Genomic DNA, 18,570 nt, shown 5'->3' with positions numbered 1-18,570 from the left:
GGCGAACCGGTCGGGCGATCCCCTGACCGACCGAGCGCGACAACGGGGCCTCCCCACAGCCCCGCGGGGTGCGGCGCGGCTCCGCCACTCAGCCCCGCAGGGCGGTTTCGAGGCGGTCGCGGAACGCGTCCAGCCGGCCGCGGCCGGGGACGAAGACCGGCATCTGCCGCACGATGTCCGCGACCGCCCGCGGCACCTGCTCGATCGCCCGGCGAAGCTCCTCGTCCCCCACGCCGGGGTCGCCGCCCGCCGCCAGCTCACGGGCGAGCGCCGCGTACATCGCCGGCGCGAGCGCGTGCTTCGCCTGGTGCGGGGTGGCGATCGGGTGGATGTAGGGGCTCGCCGCCGCGTAGCCCGCGGCGCGGGCGGCCGCCGTGGCGACCGGGTCGCCGACCTCCCGGGCGGCCGCGAGGGCCGCGACGGCGACCGAACGCAGCTGCGCCGTCCGCCTCCCCTCGCGGGTGAAGGCCCGGATGCCCTCGACAGCTTCACGGGGGCGGGTGTCGGCCGGGGCCTTCGCCTCGAACAGCGGCAGTACCCGTTCGGCGCGCTCGGCCGCCCAGGATCCGAGCAGCCGGCGGTCCTCGTCGCTGATGGTCACCGTGTCCATCCGACCATCCTGCCCGCTGCCGGCGGTTCCTGTCGCCGCGGGCGCCCGGAGGCCGCTTGGACGCCCGGTGGCCTCCGGCGCGGGGCGACCGGACCGGTGGACGAGGACCGAACGGAGTGTCGGGGCCGTCCCGAACCGGGCCGGCGCCGCGCCAACCCCTCCGACCTGCGGGTTCACCGGAGCGCGGGAGGCCTGCCGGTGACGCCGGGACGGGGCGGCGGCGGCCGGGGCGCCGATGGACTGGCGGGCGCCGGGGCGGATCGAGTAGGTGTGGGCATCCGACGGTCGCACTGCGCAGGGCACGAGGAGGATCCGCCGATGGGCAGGACGGGAGAGGCCCCGCACCCGCCGCCGGCGACGATCAACCGGGTCTCCGGCCACGCGACCGTGCACGGCCACGTGTTCCAGGCCCAGCACATCACCGTCACCGTGGTCGGTACGCGCCCGGCCCCCGAACCGACCGCGCCGACCGCGCCGACCGTGCCGCCCGCGTCACCGCCGCACCCGCCGGGAGCCGACGACGCACCGCGTCCGCCGGCGCGCAAGGCTCCGGCGCGGAGCCGGAAGGAGCCCGGCCGCAAGCCCCCCGCACGGGTGTGGGGTCCGGTCCCGATCGGGTCGCCGCCGGGCAAGGACCGGTCCGAACCGGCCCCGGTCCACCAGCCGTTGATCCTGGACGACGCCCTTGTGGTGCGCACCGGCACCCAGCTCCACCTCCTCGACTCCCGCGACGGGCACCGACGGCCCCTCGTCACGACCGGGACCGGCTCCGGCCCCCTCCTCGGCGCGGGACACCTCTGCTTCCAGGGCCTGAACCGGGAGATCAACACGGTCGAGCTGCGGACCGGACGGCGGCACCGCTGGAGCCCCCGCCTCTCGCTCCACGAAGGCAGGACGAGTGTCTCCGGCGGGACCGTCCTCACCGTCGGCCCGGACGGCCTCGTCGTGGCGATGGACCTGCGGCGCAGGGACCGGCTCTGGACCATGACGGAGATGGACTGTCACATCGTCTCCGCGCCACGGACGACGGCCGGTCACGTGGTCGCCCTGGGCGCCAGGGCGTCCGGCACCGGACGCGTCCCGGACCGCGTGGCGGGACTGCACGAGGAGGACGGGAGCGGGCACTGGCTGTATCCGACGGACGCGCCGCTGTCCGAGCTGTGGTCGGTGTCCGCCGGGACCGTCCACGTGATCGAGACGGCGCCGCCGCGGCTCCGCCTCCACGCCATCGACGCGGCGACCGGCTCCGAGCGGTGGATCTCCGCGTGGTTCGAGGGCGCACCCGCCGATCTCACGGTCGCGGGTGGCACGGTCTTCCTGCGGACCCAGGACCGCCACCTGCACGCCGTGGCCGCCGAGGACGGCCGGACCAGGTGGAGCGCCCCCGACATCACCCACCCGCCGACCGTGGCGGAGGGCCGCGTCCTCCTGGTCGAGAACGCGACCACGCTCGCGGCCGTGGAGCCGGCCACCGGGCACGACATGTGGCCCCGCCGACCGAAGAAGGGGACGCTGCTCGTCGCGCCCTTCGTCACGGCCGGAGCCGTCCACACCATCGGACACACCGGTCTGACGACCCGGAACGCGGCGACCGGACGGGCACTGGGCCCGCCCTACCCCATGAGCCTGAGCCCGGACGGCGACGGGGTGCCCGCGCTGGTCGGCGGAGTCCTCTGCTTCACCAACGCGCGCCGCGAGGTCGAGGCCGTCTCCCTCGGCTGAGACCGTCCCCTCGCCCGCGCCCGGTGCCCCGGCCCGTGCGGGCGCGGGGCACCGGGGGGCGGGGTGCCCCCCGCTACAGCACGACCTCCGCCAGCTTGCCGGTCGCGATGTCGAGGACGAAGCCGCGCAGCGCGTCGGTCTTCGGGACGAACGGGCTGTTCCGGATCCGGGCAGCGGACTGCCGGACGTCCGTCTCCAGATCGGCGAAGGCCTCCGCCGCCCACGGCGGCTTGATGCCCGTCTCCTCCCGGATCGACTCGCGGAAGGCGTCGTCGCCGAATGTCAGCATCCCGCAGTCGGTGTGGTGGATCAGGATGATCTCCCTGGTCCCCAACAGCCGCTGACTGATCGCCAGCGACCGGATCGCGTCGTCGGTGGCGACACCGCCGGCGTTGCGGATCACGTGCGAGTCGCCCTCGTCCAGCCCGAGCGCCGCGTAGACGTCGAGCCGGGCGTCCATGCAGGCCAGGACGGCGCTCTGGCGGGCCGGCGGCAGCGGCAGCGGCCCCTGGAAGTCGACCGCGTAGGCCGCGTTGTTGCGGAGGTAGTGCTCGGTGGCGGTACCGGGTTCGGTCATGGCTGTCCCCTTCGAGGGCGGAGTTGCGACGGCGGAGGAGGTCAAGGACGGGCACGCGGACGGGCGCGGCGAACGACGACGTCGGCGCCCGGGTGAGGTCGGGTGTCGCTCCGGGTCGTGCCCCGGGCGGGACCGGACGGCGACAGCCGGACACGGGAGCGCGCAGATCAGAGGCGCACGGCAGCGGCGTGCGGAGAACCGTGCGTCAGCGGCCGAGCGGACAACTCGCGCTGGACAGGCGGCCGTAGTCGACGTGACGACGGCGGACAAGCTCGGTCATAGCCGCACGCTAACCCCCAACCCGGCCCGAACGCCAGGGAATCCACCCGTCACCACCCGAACGGGGAACCGGGAGCAGCTCCAACCCCTCCCCCGCCGCAGCGCCCGACCCCCTGTCCACATCCGCACACCGCCCACGTCCAGGGTGAACCCGCCACCACTCAAGCCACGTGACCGAGTTCGGGCGTCGACCGACCGCACCAGGTGCGACAATGGCCGCCAAGCTTCGGCCGACTTCTCCTCGGGGTGAAACTGTTGAGCGCCGCACGCGCGGTCGTCACGGCGAGCGCGTCGTGATCGAACCGAATCGACCGATCACCGCTTCGGGCCACCGTGCAGTCGCGGCTGATTCCATCGGTGCGGCCTTCAGTGGCGATGTGCACCTCACTGCCCACCGATGTCCTCAACGCCACTCGGGACATCGTCGCACCGCCCGGTGCCGGCAACCTCGCACCCCAGCCGATCTGTATCGGCCGCGACGACGAACTCGCCTGGCTGCGCCGCGCCCTCACGACCGACGGCGGCACCGCGGTCAGCCGACCACCGACCGTCCACGGGCTCGGGGGCATCGGCAAGACCACCCTCGCCCTGATGTACGCCCACCGGCACCGCCAGGACTACACGCTCATCTGGTGGATCAACGCCGAATCCCCCAACAGGATCGAACAGTCCCTCGCCGCCCTCGCCGTACTTCTCCATCCTTCCTGGGCCGGCAAGGCCACCGAGAAGGAGTGCGTCGCCTGGGCCACCGCGTGGCTCCACTGGCACCCCCGATGGCTGCTCGTCTTCGACAACGCCGAGGCACCACGGGACCTCGACCCCTATATCGGCGCGCTCGCCGGTGGCCACCACCTCATCACCACCCGTCGCACCACCGGCTGGCCACGCTCCATCCCCACCTGTGAACTCGGAGCGCTCGCCCCGGAGCGAGCCACCGAGCTGCTCCTCACCCTCTCCATGGGAGGCCGCACACCGTGCCCCCGTGAGCGGCATGAAGCCGCGGCCCTTGCCGCCGAGTTCGGGTACCTGCCCCTCGCCCTCGACCAGGCCGGCGCCTACCTCGCCGAACACCCGACCGTTACCATCGACGCGTATCGCCGAAGCCTCGACACCAAACTCCACAAGGCCGCGGACGGGACGGACCCGGAACGCACCATCGCCAGGATCTGGGCCCACACGGTACGGACTCTCCAGAATCGCAACCCGCTCGCCGTCACCCTTCTGAGCACCCTCGCCTGGCTGGCACCCGACGACATCCCCGTCAAGCTCCTCCGACACTCCGTCGACGACGAGGAGGCCCTGCACGACGCGCTCGCGCTGACCGAACCGACCCTCGGACCGACCCACCCGGACACCACGGCGATGAGGGACAGGTTGGTCGCCGCACAGGCCCGGCACGAGGCGAGCCGCGCCACACACCGCTGGTGGCGACGGCGGAGGAACGCACCTGCCCCGTCGGGCTGACCCGGCCCGGATCCGCCCCCGCGACGATCCACAGGGCTGAGCGCAGGCACCCCGCCTGACCGAATCCGTGATCGAGGGCCTCCGCCCGGAAGTCACCCCACCGCGGACATGACCGACCGGTGCCGCGCGCGGTAGGCGCGGGGCGTGCTGCCGGTCTGCCGGGCGAAGTGGTGCCGCAGGCTCGCGGCCGACGTGAACCCGGCGAGGGCCGCCACCCGCTCCACCGGCTCGTCGGTGTCCACGAGCAGGTCGCGGGCCCGGTCCAGCCGCAGGCGCAGCAGGTACCGCGGCGGGCTGACGCCGGCCTGGGCGCGGAAGCGGCGGTTGAGGCTGCTGACGCTGATCCCGGCGTGCGCGGCGATGTCGGCGGGGGTCAGCGGGAGGTGGAGGCGGGCCTTCAGCCAGCGCAGGGTCGGCTCGATGCCGGCACTGCCCGCGCGTTCGCGGTCGATGTCCTCCTGGACGCGGTCCGCGTGCCGGAGCAGGGGCGTGAGGAGTTCCCTGGACGTCTCACCGGCCGTCCGCTCGCCGTGGTCCTGTGCCAGCAGGCGCAGGCAGACGTCCATACCGCCGAAGATCCCGGCGGAGGTGAGGAAGGGGCCGTCGGCCACGACCGACCCGGCCGGGTCGACCTCGATCCGGGGGTGCAGCCGCGCGAGTTCCTCGGTGTGGCGCCAGCCGGTGGTCGCCCGCCGGCCGTCGAGCAGACCGGTGGCGGCGAGCGTGAACACTCCCGTGCCGACCGCGCCGATGCGGCTGCCCCGGGCTGCGGCGCCCCGCAGCGCGTCGACCACCCCGGCCCCGGGTGGCGGCTGCGCCCGGGACCCGTCGTGACCGGGCACCAGGACGACATCCGCGTCGGCGAGGCCCTCCAACCCGTGCGGGACGGCGATGGGCAGCGGCGCCGGGAGCCCGATGCCCAGGGGGCCGGGGGCGGCGCACAGCCGCACCTCGTAGGCGACGCCCGGGTGCTCGCGCGCGGCCGTCCCGAACACCAGCCCCGGGGTGGTGAGGTGGTGTCCGGGCAGCCCGTCGAGGACGAGTACGGCGATGACCGACATACCCGGAATGTAGTCGAAGTCGGGATCAGGGCCCCGGCCGTCCAGGGCGACCGGGGCACGACCCACCGTCAGTCGGTCTGGTGGATCGTCTTCCAGATCCAGCTCGCGTACGCGGGGACGCTGCTGTACAGGCCGGGGCCCGTCGAACAGGTCGGGTCGGTGTCCCCGTCGCCCGAGGTGGCACCGACCAGCTCCCAGCGCCCGCCGCGGCCCTTCTGGAGCTGCGGACCGCCCGAGTCCCCGAAGCAGGCCATGGCGCCCGGCACCTGGCTGACCGTGCAGAGGCGCAGCCACCCCGCGCGGCCGGGGGCGCACTCGTCGACGGCTCCCCGACGGGTCTCCAACTGCTGCAGCCGGTCGGCGAACTCGGCCTTCTGCGGGGTGTCCACGTCAGCGACGCTGCCGAAGCCGAGCAGCCTGGTCGGGGTACCGGGCCGGGCCGGGCGGTCGGCGATCCGAAGGGGCTGCTCGGTGACCGGCCGGTCCAGCCGGATCAGCGCGAGGTCGTCCTTGTTGGCGCCGCCCCCGCCCGCGCCGATCGCGTAGCCGGGGTGGGTGACGATCCGCTCCATGGACCGCACGGTGCCGCCGGACGTGCGGTGGTCCGAACCGACGCGGACGGTCCCGCCCAGGACCACGCCGACCTCGGGCCGGGTGTCGACGCAGTGGCCCGCCGTCAGCACCCACCGCGGGTGGATCAGGGTCGCGCCGCAGACGCCGTCGAGCAGACCCGCCGCCGGCGCCGTCAGCGGGATCGAGGCCATGAACGGGTACCGCCCGTCGGCGTCCTGCCCGTGGACGATGGCACCGGCACTGCCGGTCATGGCGGTGGCGCAGACCGTCGCGGCCAGCGCGACGGTGGCGGCACGCGCCACCCGGCGCGTCAGAGAACTGATGCTGGACATGGAAGGTCCCTTCCTTCGGAGGCATGAGTGGTACGCCGGGGTACGCGGGGTACCCGGGCCGCGCGAAACCGCGCTTCGACGCGGACGGACGACGGGGTGGTACGACCGCACCGGTGGTGGCGGCCGGGCGGCCCCCCGCTTCCGGCGCCGCGTACCGCCCATCCTGCGCACCGGCCGGCGCCCGGAACAGCGGCCCCGGTGTCACCCTCGGCTAAATTCCGGACATGCCAGTGATCGCAGTCCTCGCCCTCGACGGAGTACCGGGCCATCAGCTCACCGGGCCGGGGGTCTCCTTCGGCACCGCCGCGCGGCACCACCCGCACGTCGCGTACGAGGTGCGGTACTGCGCGGGGCCGGGCTTCCGCGCGACGGCCGCGCCGGCGCCCTTCCGGCTCGACACGCCCTGGGGCCTGGAGGGGCTGGCGGACGCGGACACCGTGCTGCTCCCCGGGCACGACGGCTTCCGCGACGAGCCGCCGTCCGGGGTGGTCGACGCACTGCGGGCGGCCGCGGGCCGGGGCAGCCGGATCGGCGCGATCGGGACCGGAACGTTCACCCTGGCCGCCACCGGACTGCTCGACGGCCGGCGGGCCGCGACGGGCCGCCGGTACGCCGCGGAACTGGCGGAGCGCCACCCCCGGGTCGAGGTCGACCCGGAGGGCGCGGTCGTGGACGCGGCGCCGTTCTTCAGCGCGGCGGGCGTGCTCGGCGGTGTCGACCTCTGTCTGCGGCTGATCACGCTGGACCACGGCGAGGCGGTCGCCGTGGAGACGGAGCGGCAGGTCTTCCTCCAGCTCCACGAACCCACCGAAGCCGCCGAACCCACCGAAGCCGCCGAGACAGCCGAACCGGTCGCCACCGTCACCGCGTCCGCAGCATCCGCCGTCGGCACGGCCGGCCGGGGCGGCTCCCGCCTCGGACCCACGATCCGGTGGCTGGAGGCCCACCTCGACCGCCCGCTGACCGTGCACGACCTCGCCGACCACGCGGGCCTGACCGTCCGCGGCCTGACCAGGCGCTTCCGCGCCGAGACCGGGCTGCCCCCGCTCCAGTACCTGCTCCGCGCGCGCGTCCAGCGGGCCCAGCGCCTGCTGGAGCGCGGCGACGAGCCGGTCGAACGCATCGCCGCCCGCACCGGGCTGGGCACGCCCGCCAACCTGCGCCACCACTTCCTGCACCACACGGGCACCAGCCCGCGTACCTACCGGGCCGCCTTCCGCTCCCTCGTCTCCACCCTCACCTGGGCCGACGGCCGGACCGCCGAGGGGCGGACGGCGGACAGCCGGACGGCCGAGGGGCGGACGGCCGAGGACCCGTCCGGCACCAACGCCGATGCCGGCCGACCCCGGAAGGGAGCGGCCGGCGTACGGCACACGGTCCCCGACTGAATCCCCCCTCGATCGGCCGGATCACAACGACCCCGCGGGATCGGCGGGTTCAGGTCCGGAGACCGCCGCCGCCACGCCCGTCCGGGCCGGCGGACCGCGCCGGAGGTTCAGCGGTGCACCCACGAACTCACCACCCGCGACGGCCCGGCAGGGCAGGCCACCCACCACCGGCCACGCCTCGCGCTACCCCCGGGGCCGCAGGCCGTCCATCACCAGACGGAACAGGTGCTCCCGGCGCTCGACGAGGCCCGGAGCCTGGTCGGTGATCCATCCGAGCGCGTTGACCAGGGCGAACAGGTCGACGGCTGCCACGTCCGCGCGGATGTCACCGGCCTCCTGAGCGGCCAGCAGTAGCCGGCCACCGGCCTGGCGCATCGTCAGACAGGAGGCGTGCAGGGGAGATTCGACGTCGCTCAGGGTGGCCATCAGGGTGGCCGGGAGGCCCTGGTACGCACCGGCGCCGAGCGTGAACTCGTACAGCCAGTCGGCCAGCGCGCGCTCGGGCGGCCCGGCGGCGGCCAGGACCTCGGCCCGTTCGGCGAGCAGCTCGAAGCGCCGGCGCAGCAGGGTCTCCAACAGGGCGTCCCTGGTCGGGAAGTGCCGGTAGAGCGTGCCGAGTCCGACCTCGGCCCGGCGGGCGACGTCCCGCAGCGAGGCCTGGGTGCCCTGTTCGGCGACGACCTCGGCCGCCGCTTCGAGGACGCGGTCGCGGTTGCGCCGGGCATCGGCGCGCGGAGCGCGCGCCGCGCCCGGAGGTGGCTCGATGGGCATGCTGATCCTCGCCGTTGACAAATGGAGCACCGCTCCGGTTTCCTTTCCGGAGCAGCGCTCCGGATTCTACCCGGAGCGGTCGGCCCGGTGAATGGGGAGAAACATGGGCACGGCAACGATGGGCGCCGTCCGGCTGCACGCCTTCGGCGAGCCCGAGGAGCTGGTGTACGAGGAGGTGGCCCGACCCGAACCCGGACCGGGCGAGGTGCTGGTGCGCGTCCACGCGGCGGGCGTCAACCCGCCCGACTGGTACGCGCGCCGCGGCTTCGCGAACCTCCCGCCCGGGATCCGGCCCACCTGGACACCACCTCTGATCCTGGGCAGCGACATCTCGGGCGTGGTCGCGGCGCTCGGCGAGGGCGTCACCGCCTGGCAGCCCGGGGACGAGGTCTTCGGGCTGGTCAATTTCCCCGGTCTCCCCTCGGGTTACGCCGAGTACGCCGTCGCGCCCGCCCACCACCTGGCCGCCAGGCCGAGCAGCCTCGGGCACGTCGAGGCCGCCGCCGTGCCGATGGCCGGACTGACGGCCTATCAGTTCGTCTTCGAGCACCTGGGATCCCGGCCCGGCCACACCGTCCTGGTCAACGGCGCCGCCGGCGGCGTCGGCCACTTCGCCGTCCAGCTCGTCAGGGCGGCCGGCGCGGAGGAGGTGATCGGCGTCGCCTCCGGCCGCCACGAGGAGTTCCTGCACGGCCTCGGCGTGGACCGCTTCGTCGACTACACCCGCACCCCCGTCGAGGAGGTCGTCCGCGACGCCGATCTGCTGATCGACACCGTCGGCGGACCCGAAGCGCACCGGCTCCTGCCGACCGTCCGACGCGGCGGCCGGATCGCCCCCGTCTTCCCCGGTGAGTACCACCGCGAGCGGGCCACCGCACTCGGCATCGCGATCAACGACGGTATGTGGCAGGTCCGTTCGAGTGGCGCCGACCTCGCCGCGCTGGCGGAGCTGCTCGATGCCGGGGAGGTCCGGGTCGGCATCGACCGCGTCTTCCCCCTGCGGGAGGCGGCCGCCGCCCACCGCCACGCCGAGCAGGGACACCTCCAGGGCAAGATCGTCCTCAGCGTCGCCGGCCACTGAGGACCCGGGCGCCCCGCCGGGCGCCGGCCCCCACCCGGGTGGCCGACCACCGACCCACCCCCACCTCCGACCCCACCTCCGACCCCAACCCCGACCTCCGACCCCGCCCCCCGCCCCCCGCCGCCGCCGCCGAACCTGGTCCTGGCAGGGCCAGGCAAAGCGGCGGCGCATCAGTCAGAATCGGGGCATGAGTTCCCCGACCGCCCTCGGCGACTTCCTGCGTTCCCGCCGCGCCCGGCTCCTGCCCCAGGAGGTCGGCCTGCCCGGCGCGGGCGGTCGGCGCCGGGTCGCGGGGCTGCGCCGCGAGGAGATCGCCGAACTCGCCGGCGTCAGCGTCGACTACTACACCCGGATGGAACAGGGGCGGGTCCGCAACGTCTCGCCCGCGGTGCTCGACGCGCTGGCCCGTGCACTGCGGCTGGAGGAGCAGGAGACCGGGCATCTGCACCGGATCGCACGCCCGGCCGCCGGGGCACGACGGACCGCTCCGCCGGCGGCCCGGCCGCAGCACGTCCGGCCGATGCTGGCGACCCTGCTGCGGTCCCTGCCGGAGCTACCGGCCCTGGTGATGGGGCAGCGGATGGACGTCCTGGCCTGGAACCGGGCGGCCGGCGCGCTCCTCGGCGACTTCGACGCCCTCGAACCCGCCGCGCGCAACATCGCCAGGATCACCTTCCTGCACCCCGAGTCCCGTTCCCTGTACGCGGATTGGGAGGCGTGCGCGCGTGGCAACGTGGCCTATCTGAGGATGGAGGCGGGCCATCGGCCCGAGGATCCGAGGCTGCGCGAGCTGATCGGCGAACTCGCCGTGAAGAGCGACGAGTTCCGCCGCTGGTGGGCCGAGCATCCGGTGCGGGACAAGACGTCCGGGGTCAAGCGCTTCCATCACCCGGTCGTCGGCACGCTCGAACTGGCCTATGAGACCCTGCGCGCCGCCGACGACCCGACCCAGGCGCTGATCACCTACGCGCCCGAGCCCGGGAGCCCCTCCGAGGACGCCCTGCGGCTCCTGCTCGCCTGGACGGCGCAGGAGGACCGGGACACCGCCGCGGCCTCCCGGCCGGACGCCACCCCCGTCGTCCCCCGGCCCGCGACCGGCCGCGACCGGTAGTCCCCGCCGGCCCAGGCGCAGCCGGCACCGAACCCCGAACCCGGCACCCGGCACCCGGCACCCGGCACCCGGCACCCGGCACCGCGACGCCGACCGGGCCCGCCCCGCACCGCGCTGCCTCAAAGGGCAACCAAGCCGACCCCTTCGGGCAGTCGTCGCCGCCCGCGCCACACCGGCCGCTTTTGCGCTGGTCACCGCCGGTCCGGCCGATCGTCACGGCGTCATCCACGCTCTCGCGGACAAGGGTTGACACCACAAGTTGGTCTAGTCCACCGTAGGGGAAAGAAAGTTCGACGAGGTGGGAAGCCCTGGCGAGGCCCCTTGCCGGATGCGCGAGTTGGTCGGCTCCACCGCGTGTCCACCGAGGGAGTCAACGACCCGCACAGGACTCCGAGCACAAAAGGAGGAAGGAATCCCGGCCTTGCCCCGGCGGGAAACGGGCGGTCCGTCCATGGACCCGAAAGCCCCGACGGCCCCATCGGGCCCGCAGATCCCGCAGGAACCGCGCGAGCAGTGAGCGCCGCCGGGAGCCGCGAGAACCGCAACCTCCGTGCCACCCGCACCCCTTCGCCCGACAGCCCGACAGTTCGACAGTTCGACAGTTCGACCACCCGCCAAGCGCACCTCCCACCAGCACACCCTCACCCTCGCTTCACCTTCACCCTCACCCCGACCGGCGCCTTCGGCTGCGCTCTTCCCGCTGCCGTCCCCCGCCGGCCGTTCGTGGCCGCTGCGCCCGAACCGTCCGTGCCCGAGCACCCGTTGCCGCCGGTCGGCCGTCCTGCGACGCCCGCCCCGCGGCGGTGTCCCCGTACGCGGAACGGCCCGGGAGCGGCGGAGCGGACGGGACGACGAGCCGCCCCTGACCAGGCGGTTCGACCCGGCCGCGGTTGTTTCCCGACTCCTGGAGTGATTGCATGCCGAAGCCTGACGGATACCTGTACCGGGCCGCCTCCGACACCCCGTACTTCAGCAACGACGGCGAGACCTACCTCGCCAGGACACCGCTGAAGGACATCGAGAAGTCGCGGCCCCTGCGGGTGCTGTCCGAGGAGGACTACTCCTTCTGGCAGACGTACGGATATGTCGTCGTCCGGGAGGCGATCCCCGCCGAGGCGGCGAAGCAGCTGCTGGACTTCGCCTGGGACTTCCAGGGCCTTGACCGGGAGCGGCCGGAAACCTGGTACGAGGAGCGGGAGTTCACCGACGAGCTGGCCCAGCACCTGTACATCTACGGCTTCGTCGAGGCCTACCAGCACCAGCTGATCTGGGACAGCCGCCAGGCCCGGCGGGTCTACGACGCCTTCGTCGACGTCTGGGACTGCGAAGAGCTCTGGGTGACGCTGGACCGGCTCAACCTCAACCCGCCGAACACCGGGAACCGGGACCGCGCGCTGATCGAGCCGACGGACAAGGGCTTCGACATCGAGCTGCACTGGGACGTCGACACCACGCTCGGCACCCTGCCGCAGCGCGTCCAGGGGATCATCGCGCTGAACGACACCCGGCCGGACCACGGCGGCTTCCAGTGCGACCCCGAGCTGTTCCGGCGCTTCAACCAGTGGCAGGCCGCCCAGCCGGCCGACCGCGACCCGATCCGGCCCGACATCGACCGTGCGGAGTTCCCGGTGGTCCGGCCCGACCTGAAGGCCGGTGACCTGCTGATCTGGAACGGCATGCTCGCCCACGGGGTGGCCCGCAACACCTCCGATCGGGGTGTCCGGGCCGTCCAGTACCTGTCGATGATGCCCGCGCTGGAGGAGCACGAGGAGCTGAAGGCCTCGCGGATCGCCTCCTGGCGCGACCTCTCCACCCCGACGTGGAACAGGACGCTGGTCGGCGACGCGCGCAAGCACGAGTCGCTGCGCTACGGCAAGGCCGAGCTCAGCGACCTCGGCGCGAAGCTGCTGGGCCTGGAGTCCTGGCACGGCGGCCGGGACGGCGACGCGTGAGCCGGACCGCCGACGGGGGCCGGGTGTGCCTGACCCTCCCCACCAACCGGGCGTGCGCCCACACCATCGCGTCGATCGGCGAGGAGGCGGTCTACGCCGCCGGGCAGTTCGGCGTCGAGGTGCACCTGCTGGTCCTGGACTCCTCCGACGAGTCGACCTTCGCCCTGCACGCCAAGGCCGTGGCCGCGCTGCCGCCGACGGCGGGCGTGGTCGTGCACCACCTCGACGAGGCCCGGCAGCGGGCGTTCCTGCGGCGGGTGATCGACGCCTCGGGGGTCGCCGAGCCGGCCCGGGTGCTCGATCTGATGCTCCCGGACGCCGTCTCCTACGGTGCCTGCACCAACCGGGCGTTCCTGATCGCGGCCGCCCTCGGCTGCCGCTCCGTCCACCGCCGGGACTCGGACGGCGACTACCAGGTCCTGGACGGCCGGCCGGTCTTCCCGATCCACCACGAGCTGCTGTCCCTCGGGAGGCGCGCGGCCGACGCGGCGGCCGATGTCACCGAGAACGCGCTGGACCCGGCGCACGCCGGGAAGCCTGTGTCCCTGGTCGGCGGCTCCTTCATCGGTGAACTGTCCGTCGACATCGGCGAGATCCGCGAGCTGGACCAGGCCGTGTACGACGAGGTCGTCGGCCTCTGGGCACCGACCGGAGCGTCCGCGCGGGAGCGTCAGGAGCTGGTCGACGACTCGTTCACCGGCGGCGGCACCGAGCCGTTCACCCACGACCGCGCGCTCCTGGACCTCCCGGACGTCTTCCGGATCGACCTGTGCAACGTCGGCTTCGACCACGAGGTCTACGAGCGCCTCCCGTTGCCGTCCGCGACCGACACCATCGGCAGCGACTACTTCCTGCTGCACGTGGTGCGCGACGCCACGCTGCCCGGAGTGGTGCACAACCGGCACATCGTGAACTACTACACCCCCGAGCGGCGGACGGGCCCCGGATTCACCGCCTACCAGCTGCGGTTCACCAAGTTCCTGCTCTCCATGCTCTACCTCCACCCGGTGTACTCCGACATGGAGGCGGCGGGCGGCGCGCTGCTCGACGACGAGCACCGCCTCCGGGTCCGCGTCATCGCCGACTCCGTCCGGCGCAGCATCGGCACGGACCGCGCGGAGAACGTCCGCCGGCTCGCCGTCCTCGACCGCTCCTACCGGCGACTCGGCGGCAGGTACGCCGAGTTCGCCGACCACCTGGCCCCCCTGCGGGACCGCCTGCTCGACGAGGCGCGGGCGGACACCGAGGACTTCGCCCTGCTGATCGAGGCTTGGGGCCCGCTGGTGCGGGCCTGCCGGGCCGCCGGCCCCGAGCTGTCGGCCCGCCGGCCGGGCCTGGAGTGATCGACGATGTCTGAGAACAGTTCCCTGCGCGCCGCCCTGGCGGCCGCGACCGACGACCGGATCTTCTACAACCTGGACGGGATAGCGGGCCAGTACACCGCGCTGCTCCACGAACTGCCGTGCGTCGCCGTCCGGTTCGCCATGAAGGCGTGCCCGGTGGACGAGGTCCTGGCCCACTTGGCGGGCCTCGGCGCCGGCTTCGACGCGGCCGGCCCGCAGGAGATCGCCCAGGCGCTGCGCACCGGCGTCCCGGTCGAGCGGATCCACTACGGCAACACCATCAAGTCCGACCGCAACATCGCCGAGGCCTACCGGCTCGGCGTCCGGGACTTCGCGACGGACAGCCTGGAGGACGTGGCGGCGATCGCCGTCCACGCCCCCGGCGCCCGGGTGTTCTGCCGGGTCGCGACCACCGGGGACGGCGCGCTCTGGGGCCTGAGCCGCAAGTTCGGCTGCTCGGCCGCCGACGCCGTGCTGGTCCTGGAGGCGGCGCGCGCGGCGGGGCTGACACCGTCCGGTCTCTCCGTCCACGTCGGGTCGCAGCAGATGACCTCCGACGCCTGGCAGAGCGCGGTGGACTCGCTCGCCGCCGTGATCGAGGCGCTCGGCGCGCGGGGGATCCTGCTGGACCACGTCAACCTCGGCGGCGGGCTGCCCGCCCTGGGCGTCCTCGACAAGCGGGGGCGGCCGCTCGATCCGCCGGTGGACAAGATGTTCGTCGTCATCCGGGAGGGCATCCAGCGGCTCCGGAAGGCGTCGGCCTCGCCCCTGGAGTTCCTCCTGGAGCCGGGGCGCCACCTGGTCGCGGACCACGGCGCCATCCGGACCCACGTGGCCCGGCTGACCTCGCGGGAGCAGCTCGACGGCGGGCGCGCGCGCTGGCTGTACCTGGGCTGCGGCAAGTTCAACGGGCTGTACGAGATGGACGAGTTGCAGTACCGGATGGAGTTCCCCTCCCACCCCGGTCCGTCCGCGCCCGACGCCGGGTACGTACCGGCCGTCGTCGCGGGCCCGACCTGCGACAGCGACGACGCGTACGCCGACCAGGAGGGCCTGGTCGCGGTGCCGGCGGCCGTCGCCTCCGGCGATCCGGTCTGGATCTTCTCCTGCGGCGCCTACTCCACGGCCTACACGACCCAGGGATTCAACGGGTTCGCGCCGCTCCCGTACACCTGTGTCGGCGGCGCCGACGCCTCCGGGGCAGGCGCCGGCGCCTCGGCGGGAGGTTCCGCGTGACGGCCGAGGAGATCGCCGAGGACGTCCGCGTCCGGCTGCTGGCCGCCGAGCACTGGGACGAGGTGGTGGCGCTGGAGGCCCGGACCTACGGCCCGAGCGGCCTGTCCGAGGGGCGGGCGGCGCTGCAGTCCAGGGCCCGGGTCTCGCCGGCCACCTGCTTCGCCGTGGAGCACCGGGGGCGGGTCGGCGGCTACCTGCTCGCCCTGCCCTACCCGCGCCTGCGGTGCCCGGACCTGAGCCGGGCGGAGGTACCCGGCGCCCGGTCGACCAACATCCATCTGCACGACCTCGTGATCGCCGAGGAGTTGCGCGGCCGGGGGCTGGCACGGCTGGTGCTCGCCCAGCTCACCGAGACCGCGCGGGCGCGGCGGTTCGCGACCGTCTCCCTGGTGGCCGTCCTGGGCAGCGAAGCCTTCTGGGCGCCGCTGGGGTACCGCGCCGACCGGTCGGTCGAACTCCCGGCGAGCTACGGCGCGCAGGCGGTGTACATGTCGATGCCCCTCCGGCCGGGACCGCCCGGCCCCGCCCCGCTCCCCCCTGCCCCCGTCCGGGCGGCTCCCCTCCCCCCGACGGCTCCCCTCCAGGCGGTTCCCCTCCCCCCGGCCCCGCTCCCCGCGGCGCGCACCGGGGCGCCGCAGCACCCCTACGACCCGCTCCCCGGGTCGCCCCTGAAAGACGAAGTGGTCCGATGAACACGTTCCGCCTCCGCGACGACTACCGCCGAGCACAGCTGGCCATCGCGGCACTGTTCTGCTTCCTCGGCTTCCAGTACGCGACCTGGGTCTCCCGCCTGCCCGCGCTCAAGACCCGGCTCGACCTGAGCGAGTCCGAACTGGGCCTGCTGCTGATGGTCTGCGGCGTGGGCGCGGCGGCGTCCTTCCCGCTGGTCGCGGTGCTGATGAAGCGACTGGGCTCCCGGCTGCTCGCCACCCTGTCGGCGGTCGCCCTGGGCCTGGTCCTGCTCGGCCTGACCGTGGCGCCGAACTACCCGGTGACCCTGGCGGTCGCCTGCTTCGACGGCGTCGCCGTCGGCTGCCTCAACGTCGCGATGAACGCGCAGGGCGCCGCCCTGGAGGTGAGGTACCGGCGGACCGCGATGTCCAGGCTGCACGCCACGTTCAGCGCCGGCTCGCTGCTCGCCGCCCTGCTCGCCTCCGGCGTCAGTGCCTTCACCACCACCCTCTCCGCACACTTCGGCCTGGCCGCCGTCGTCCTCCTGCTGCTGCTCGGGCTGGCCCAGACCGGCATGCTGACGGACGACCGGACGACCGGGGAGGAGTCGCCCGAGAGCGCGGAGCCGCAGACGCCGAAGAAGAAGCGCGGGCTCGGCCTGCCCTCCCGGGTGACGATCTGGATGGGTCTGGCGATGGTCTTCGGCACCGTCACCGAGGGCGCCATGAACGACTGGTCGGCCCTCTACCTGAAGGACGTCGTCAACGCCTCGCCCCAGCTGGCACCGCTGGGCATCGCGGTCGTCTCGGTGATGATGGTGACGGCCCGGATCTTCGCCGACGGCTGGCGCACCCGCTTCGGCGACGGACGGATCGTGCGGTTCGGCAGTCTGCTCGCCGGTACCGGCCTGGCGCTCGCCCTGCTGGCCGGCGGCGTGGTGCCGACGCTCCTCGGGTTCGCCTGCGTGGGGCTGGGCGTCGCGGCCGTGACGCCCTGCATCTACGTGGCCGCGGCCCGGCAGGGCTCGGACGCGCTGGCGCTGGTCGCCGCCACCGGGACGACCGGCCTGCTGGCCGGACCGGCGGTGATCGGCTTCATCGCCGACGCCGGCGGCCTGGTCTGGGGCATGGCCGCGGTGGCCGCGTCGGCCGCCGTCGTCTCGCTCTGCGCCACCCAGATCCGCTGGCCGGCCCTGGCCGGGAAGGACGGCGCGCCGAGCGCCGAGGAGCCGACCGCACCCGGGGCGGGCTCCGACGACGCCGACGTCGTGCCCGCCGCGCCCGAGGCGCCCGCCCTGCGCGAGGCCTGAGCCCCGCCCCGAGCCCCGGTCGGGCCCCACCCGGACGCCCGGGTCGGGGCCCGGCCCCGCGTCCGGCGGCCCCGCCCCGACCGGGGCCGCCGGCGAAAACGCGGTGGAACCGGACCGACCCCGCTGGCTAGGGTCGAGGGATGACCACTCGCACCTTCCGCGTCACCGTCCGCGGCTCCTTCGACGGCCTCGACGCCGACCAGCACGCCGAACTCCTCGCCCGCGCGGGCGAGCACGACGTCCTCTACGCCTCGTTCACGCCCGAGGGCCATCTCAGCTACGAGCTCGCCGCCCGACCCGCCTTCACCTTCCGCTTCCTGGACTCGGGCGAGGCCGAGGAGGACATCCTGGCGGCCGCCGAACGCGCCGAGGAGGCGGCGCGGGCCTGGCTCGACGAACGCGGCTACGGCTACAAGAACCTCCGTTCCCAGGCCGAGGACCTCTCCCAGGCGGCCGTGGGCAAGCGCCAACGCCGCGCCGCCCGCACCGCCTGATCCCGCACTCCCGCTCCGCCACCTCCTCGACCATCGCCGGATCCAGGGGATATACTTGAGTAGTCAAGGAGGTGGCAATGAGTTCCACGCTGGACGCGGCCCTGCGCCTGGTCCGGGCCCAGGCGGCCCTGGTACGGCGGTTCGACGCGAGCCTGGGCGGGCTGCACGGGGTCAGCCTGGCCGATTTCACCCTGCTGCTGCGGCTGGGCCAGGCACCCGACGGACGGATGCGCCGGGTCGACCTCGCCGAGGCACTCGGCCTCACCGCCTCCGGGGTCACCCGGGGGCTCGCCCCGCTGGAGCGCATCGGCCTGGTGACCCGCGAACCGGACGCCCGGGACGCCCGGGTCGCCTACGCGGCACTCACCGACACCGGCCGTACCCTGCTCCGGAACATGCGCGCCACGGCGGAACACGTCGCCGACCAGGTGTTCGCCGCGCCCTCCTGGAACCCGGAGGACATCGCCCTGTTCGCCGATCTGACCACCCGCCTCGGTGGCACCGGCCTCACCGACCGGCCGCTCACCACCCCGGAGCGGTGACCACCCCCGACCACCCCGGCCCCCCGGAACGGTGACCACCCCGGCCCCGCGAG

At 74.2% G+C, this 18,570-nt stretch carries 17 protein-coding genes; 12 read left to right on the top strand and 5 right to left on the bottom strand.

Features of this window, described 5'->3' with window-relative positions:
* Positions 1–88 precede the first annotated feature (88 nt).
* Complete coding sequence (locus tag ACFXHB_RS16585; RefSeq protein ID WP_380574938.1) at positions 89–610, bottom strand: putative immunity protein; 522 nt, start codon at positions 608–610, stop codon at positions 89–91.
* A 318-nt stretch (positions 611–928) separates the two neighbouring features.
* Here ACFXHB_RS16585 and ACFXHB_RS16580 point away from each other — a divergent pair, with 318 nt between their 5' ends.
* Positions 929–2,332, top strand: coding sequence for a PQQ-binding-like beta-propeller repeat protein (locus tag ACFXHB_RS16580; RefSeq protein ID WP_380574937.1), 1,404 nt, complete (start codon positions 929–931; stop codon positions 2,330–2,332).
* Positions 2,333–2,405: 73 nt separating this feature from the next.
* On the opposite strand, the gene ACFXHB_RS16575 is transcribed toward ACFXHB_RS16580, so the two are convergent.
* Positions 2,406–2,909: a beta-class carbonic anhydrase gene (locus ACFXHB_RS16575; protein ID WP_380574936.1), complete on the bottom strand. Its 504-nt coding sequence runs from the start codon at positions 2,907–2,909 to the stop codon at positions 2,406–2,408.
* 654 nt (positions 2,910–3,563) lie between these two features.
* On the opposite strand from ACFXHB_RS16575, the gene ACFXHB_RS16570 reads away from it, so the two are divergent.
* Positions 3,564–4,652: a hypothetical protein gene (locus tag ACFXHB_RS16570; RefSeq protein WP_380574935.1), complete on the top strand. Its 1,089-nt coding sequence runs from the start codon at positions 3,564–3,566 to the stop codon at positions 4,650–4,652.
* A gap of 92 nt (positions 4,653–4,744) precedes the next feature.
* Here the strand turns inward: ACFXHB_RS16570 and ACFXHB_RS16565 are convergent, their stop codons facing one another.
* Complete coding sequence (locus ACFXHB_RS16565) at positions 4,745–5,713, bottom strand: GlxA family transcriptional regulator (protein WP_380574934.1); 969 nt, start codon at positions 5,711–5,713, stop codon at positions 4,745–4,747.
* Positions 5,714–5,781: 68 nt separating this feature from the next.
* On the bottom strand, positions 5,782–6,618 hold the full coding sequence (locus ACFXHB_RS16560; protein WP_380574932.1) for a S1 family peptidase: 837 nt from the start codon (positions 6,616–6,618) through the stop codon (positions 5,782–5,784).
* A gap of 224 nt (positions 6,619–6,842) precedes the next feature.
* On the opposite strand from ACFXHB_RS16560, the gene ACFXHB_RS16555 reads away from it, so the two are divergent.
* Positions 6,843–8,006: a GlxA family transcriptional regulator gene (locus ACFXHB_RS16555; protein WP_380574930.1), complete on the top strand. Its 1,164-nt coding sequence runs from the start codon at positions 6,843–6,845 to the stop codon at positions 8,004–8,006.
* A gap of 183 nt (positions 8,007–8,189) precedes the next feature.
* Here the strand turns inward: ACFXHB_RS16555 and ACFXHB_RS16550 are convergent, their stop codons facing one another.
* Positions 8,190–8,777: a TetR/AcrR family transcriptional regulator gene (locus ACFXHB_RS16550; protein WP_380574929.1), complete on the bottom strand. Its 588-nt coding sequence runs from the start codon at positions 8,775–8,777 to the stop codon at positions 8,190–8,192.
* A 103-nt stretch (positions 8,778–8,880) separates the two neighbouring features.
* Between ACFXHB_RS16550 and ACFXHB_RS16545 the strand changes: the two genes are divergently transcribed.
* The 9 genes from ACFXHB_RS16545 (at position 8,881) to ACFXHB_RS16505 (ending at position 18,517) form a co-directional block, all read left to right on the top strand.
* Positions 8,881–9,858: an NADP-dependent oxidoreductase gene (locus ACFXHB_RS16545; protein ID WP_380574927.1), complete on the top strand. Its 978-nt coding sequence runs from the start codon at positions 8,881–8,883 to the stop codon at positions 9,856–9,858.
* Positions 9,859–10,045: 187 nt separating this feature from the next.
* On the top strand, positions 10,046–10,969 hold the full coding sequence (locus tag ACFXHB_RS16540) for a helix-turn-helix transcriptional regulator (protein ID WP_380574926.1): 924 nt from the start codon (positions 10,046–10,048) through the stop codon (positions 10,967–10,969).
* A gap of 917 nt (positions 10,970–11,886) precedes the next feature.
* Positions 11,887–12,921 carry a phytanoyl-CoA dioxygenase family protein gene (locus ACFXHB_RS16535; RefSeq protein WP_380574925.1) on the top strand — a complete coding sequence of 345 codons (1,035 nt, stop codon included), beginning with the start codon at positions 11,887–11,889 and terminating at the stop codon, positions 12,919–12,921.
* Entirely contained in the window at positions 12,918–14,264 is a 1,347-nt protein-coding gene (locus ACFXHB_RS16530; RefSeq protein WP_380574924.1) for a DUF6271 family protein, read from the top strand. The genes ACFXHB_RS16535 and ACFXHB_RS16530 overlap by 4 nt, the downstream gene beginning before the upstream one ends.
* 6 nt (positions 14,265–14,270) lie before the next feature.
* Positions 14,271–15,500: a type III PLP-dependent enzyme gene (locus ACFXHB_RS16525; RefSeq protein ID WP_380574922.1), complete on the top strand. Its 1,230-nt coding sequence runs from the start codon at positions 14,271–14,273 to the stop codon at positions 15,498–15,500.
* A complete protein-coding gene (locus ACFXHB_RS16520; protein ID WP_380574921.1) occupies positions 15,497–16,192 on the top strand; it encodes a GNAT family N-acetyltransferase in 696 nt (231 codons plus the stop codon). The genes ACFXHB_RS16525 and ACFXHB_RS16520 overlap by 4 nt, the downstream gene beginning before the upstream one ends.
* Entirely contained in the window at positions 16,189–17,481 is a 1,293-nt protein-coding gene (locus tag ACFXHB_RS16515; RefSeq protein WP_380574919.1) for an MFS transporter, read from the top strand. The genes ACFXHB_RS16520 and ACFXHB_RS16515 overlap by 4 nt, the downstream gene beginning before the upstream one ends.
* Positions 17,482–17,621: 140 nt before the next feature.
* A complete protein-coding gene (locus tag ACFXHB_RS16510; protein WP_380574917.1) occupies positions 17,622–17,975 on the top strand; it encodes a DUF6204 family protein in 354 nt (117 codons plus the stop codon).
* Between the two features lie 77 nt (positions 17,976–18,052).
* Positions 18,053–18,517, top strand: coding sequence for a MarR family winged helix-turn-helix transcriptional regulator (locus ACFXHB_RS16505; protein ID WP_380574916.1), 465 nt, complete (start codon positions 18,053–18,055; stop codon positions 18,515–18,517).
* Positions 18,518–18,570: the final 53 nt, after the last annotated feature.

The sequence above is a fragment of the Kitasatospora sp. NPDC059327 genome, from assembly GCF_042752535.1.
Classification (GTDB): domain Bacteria; phylum Actinomycetota; class Actinomycetes; order Streptomycetales; family Streptomycetaceae; genus Kitasatospora.
This window is presented reverse-complemented; position numbering and strand designations above follow the sequence as displayed.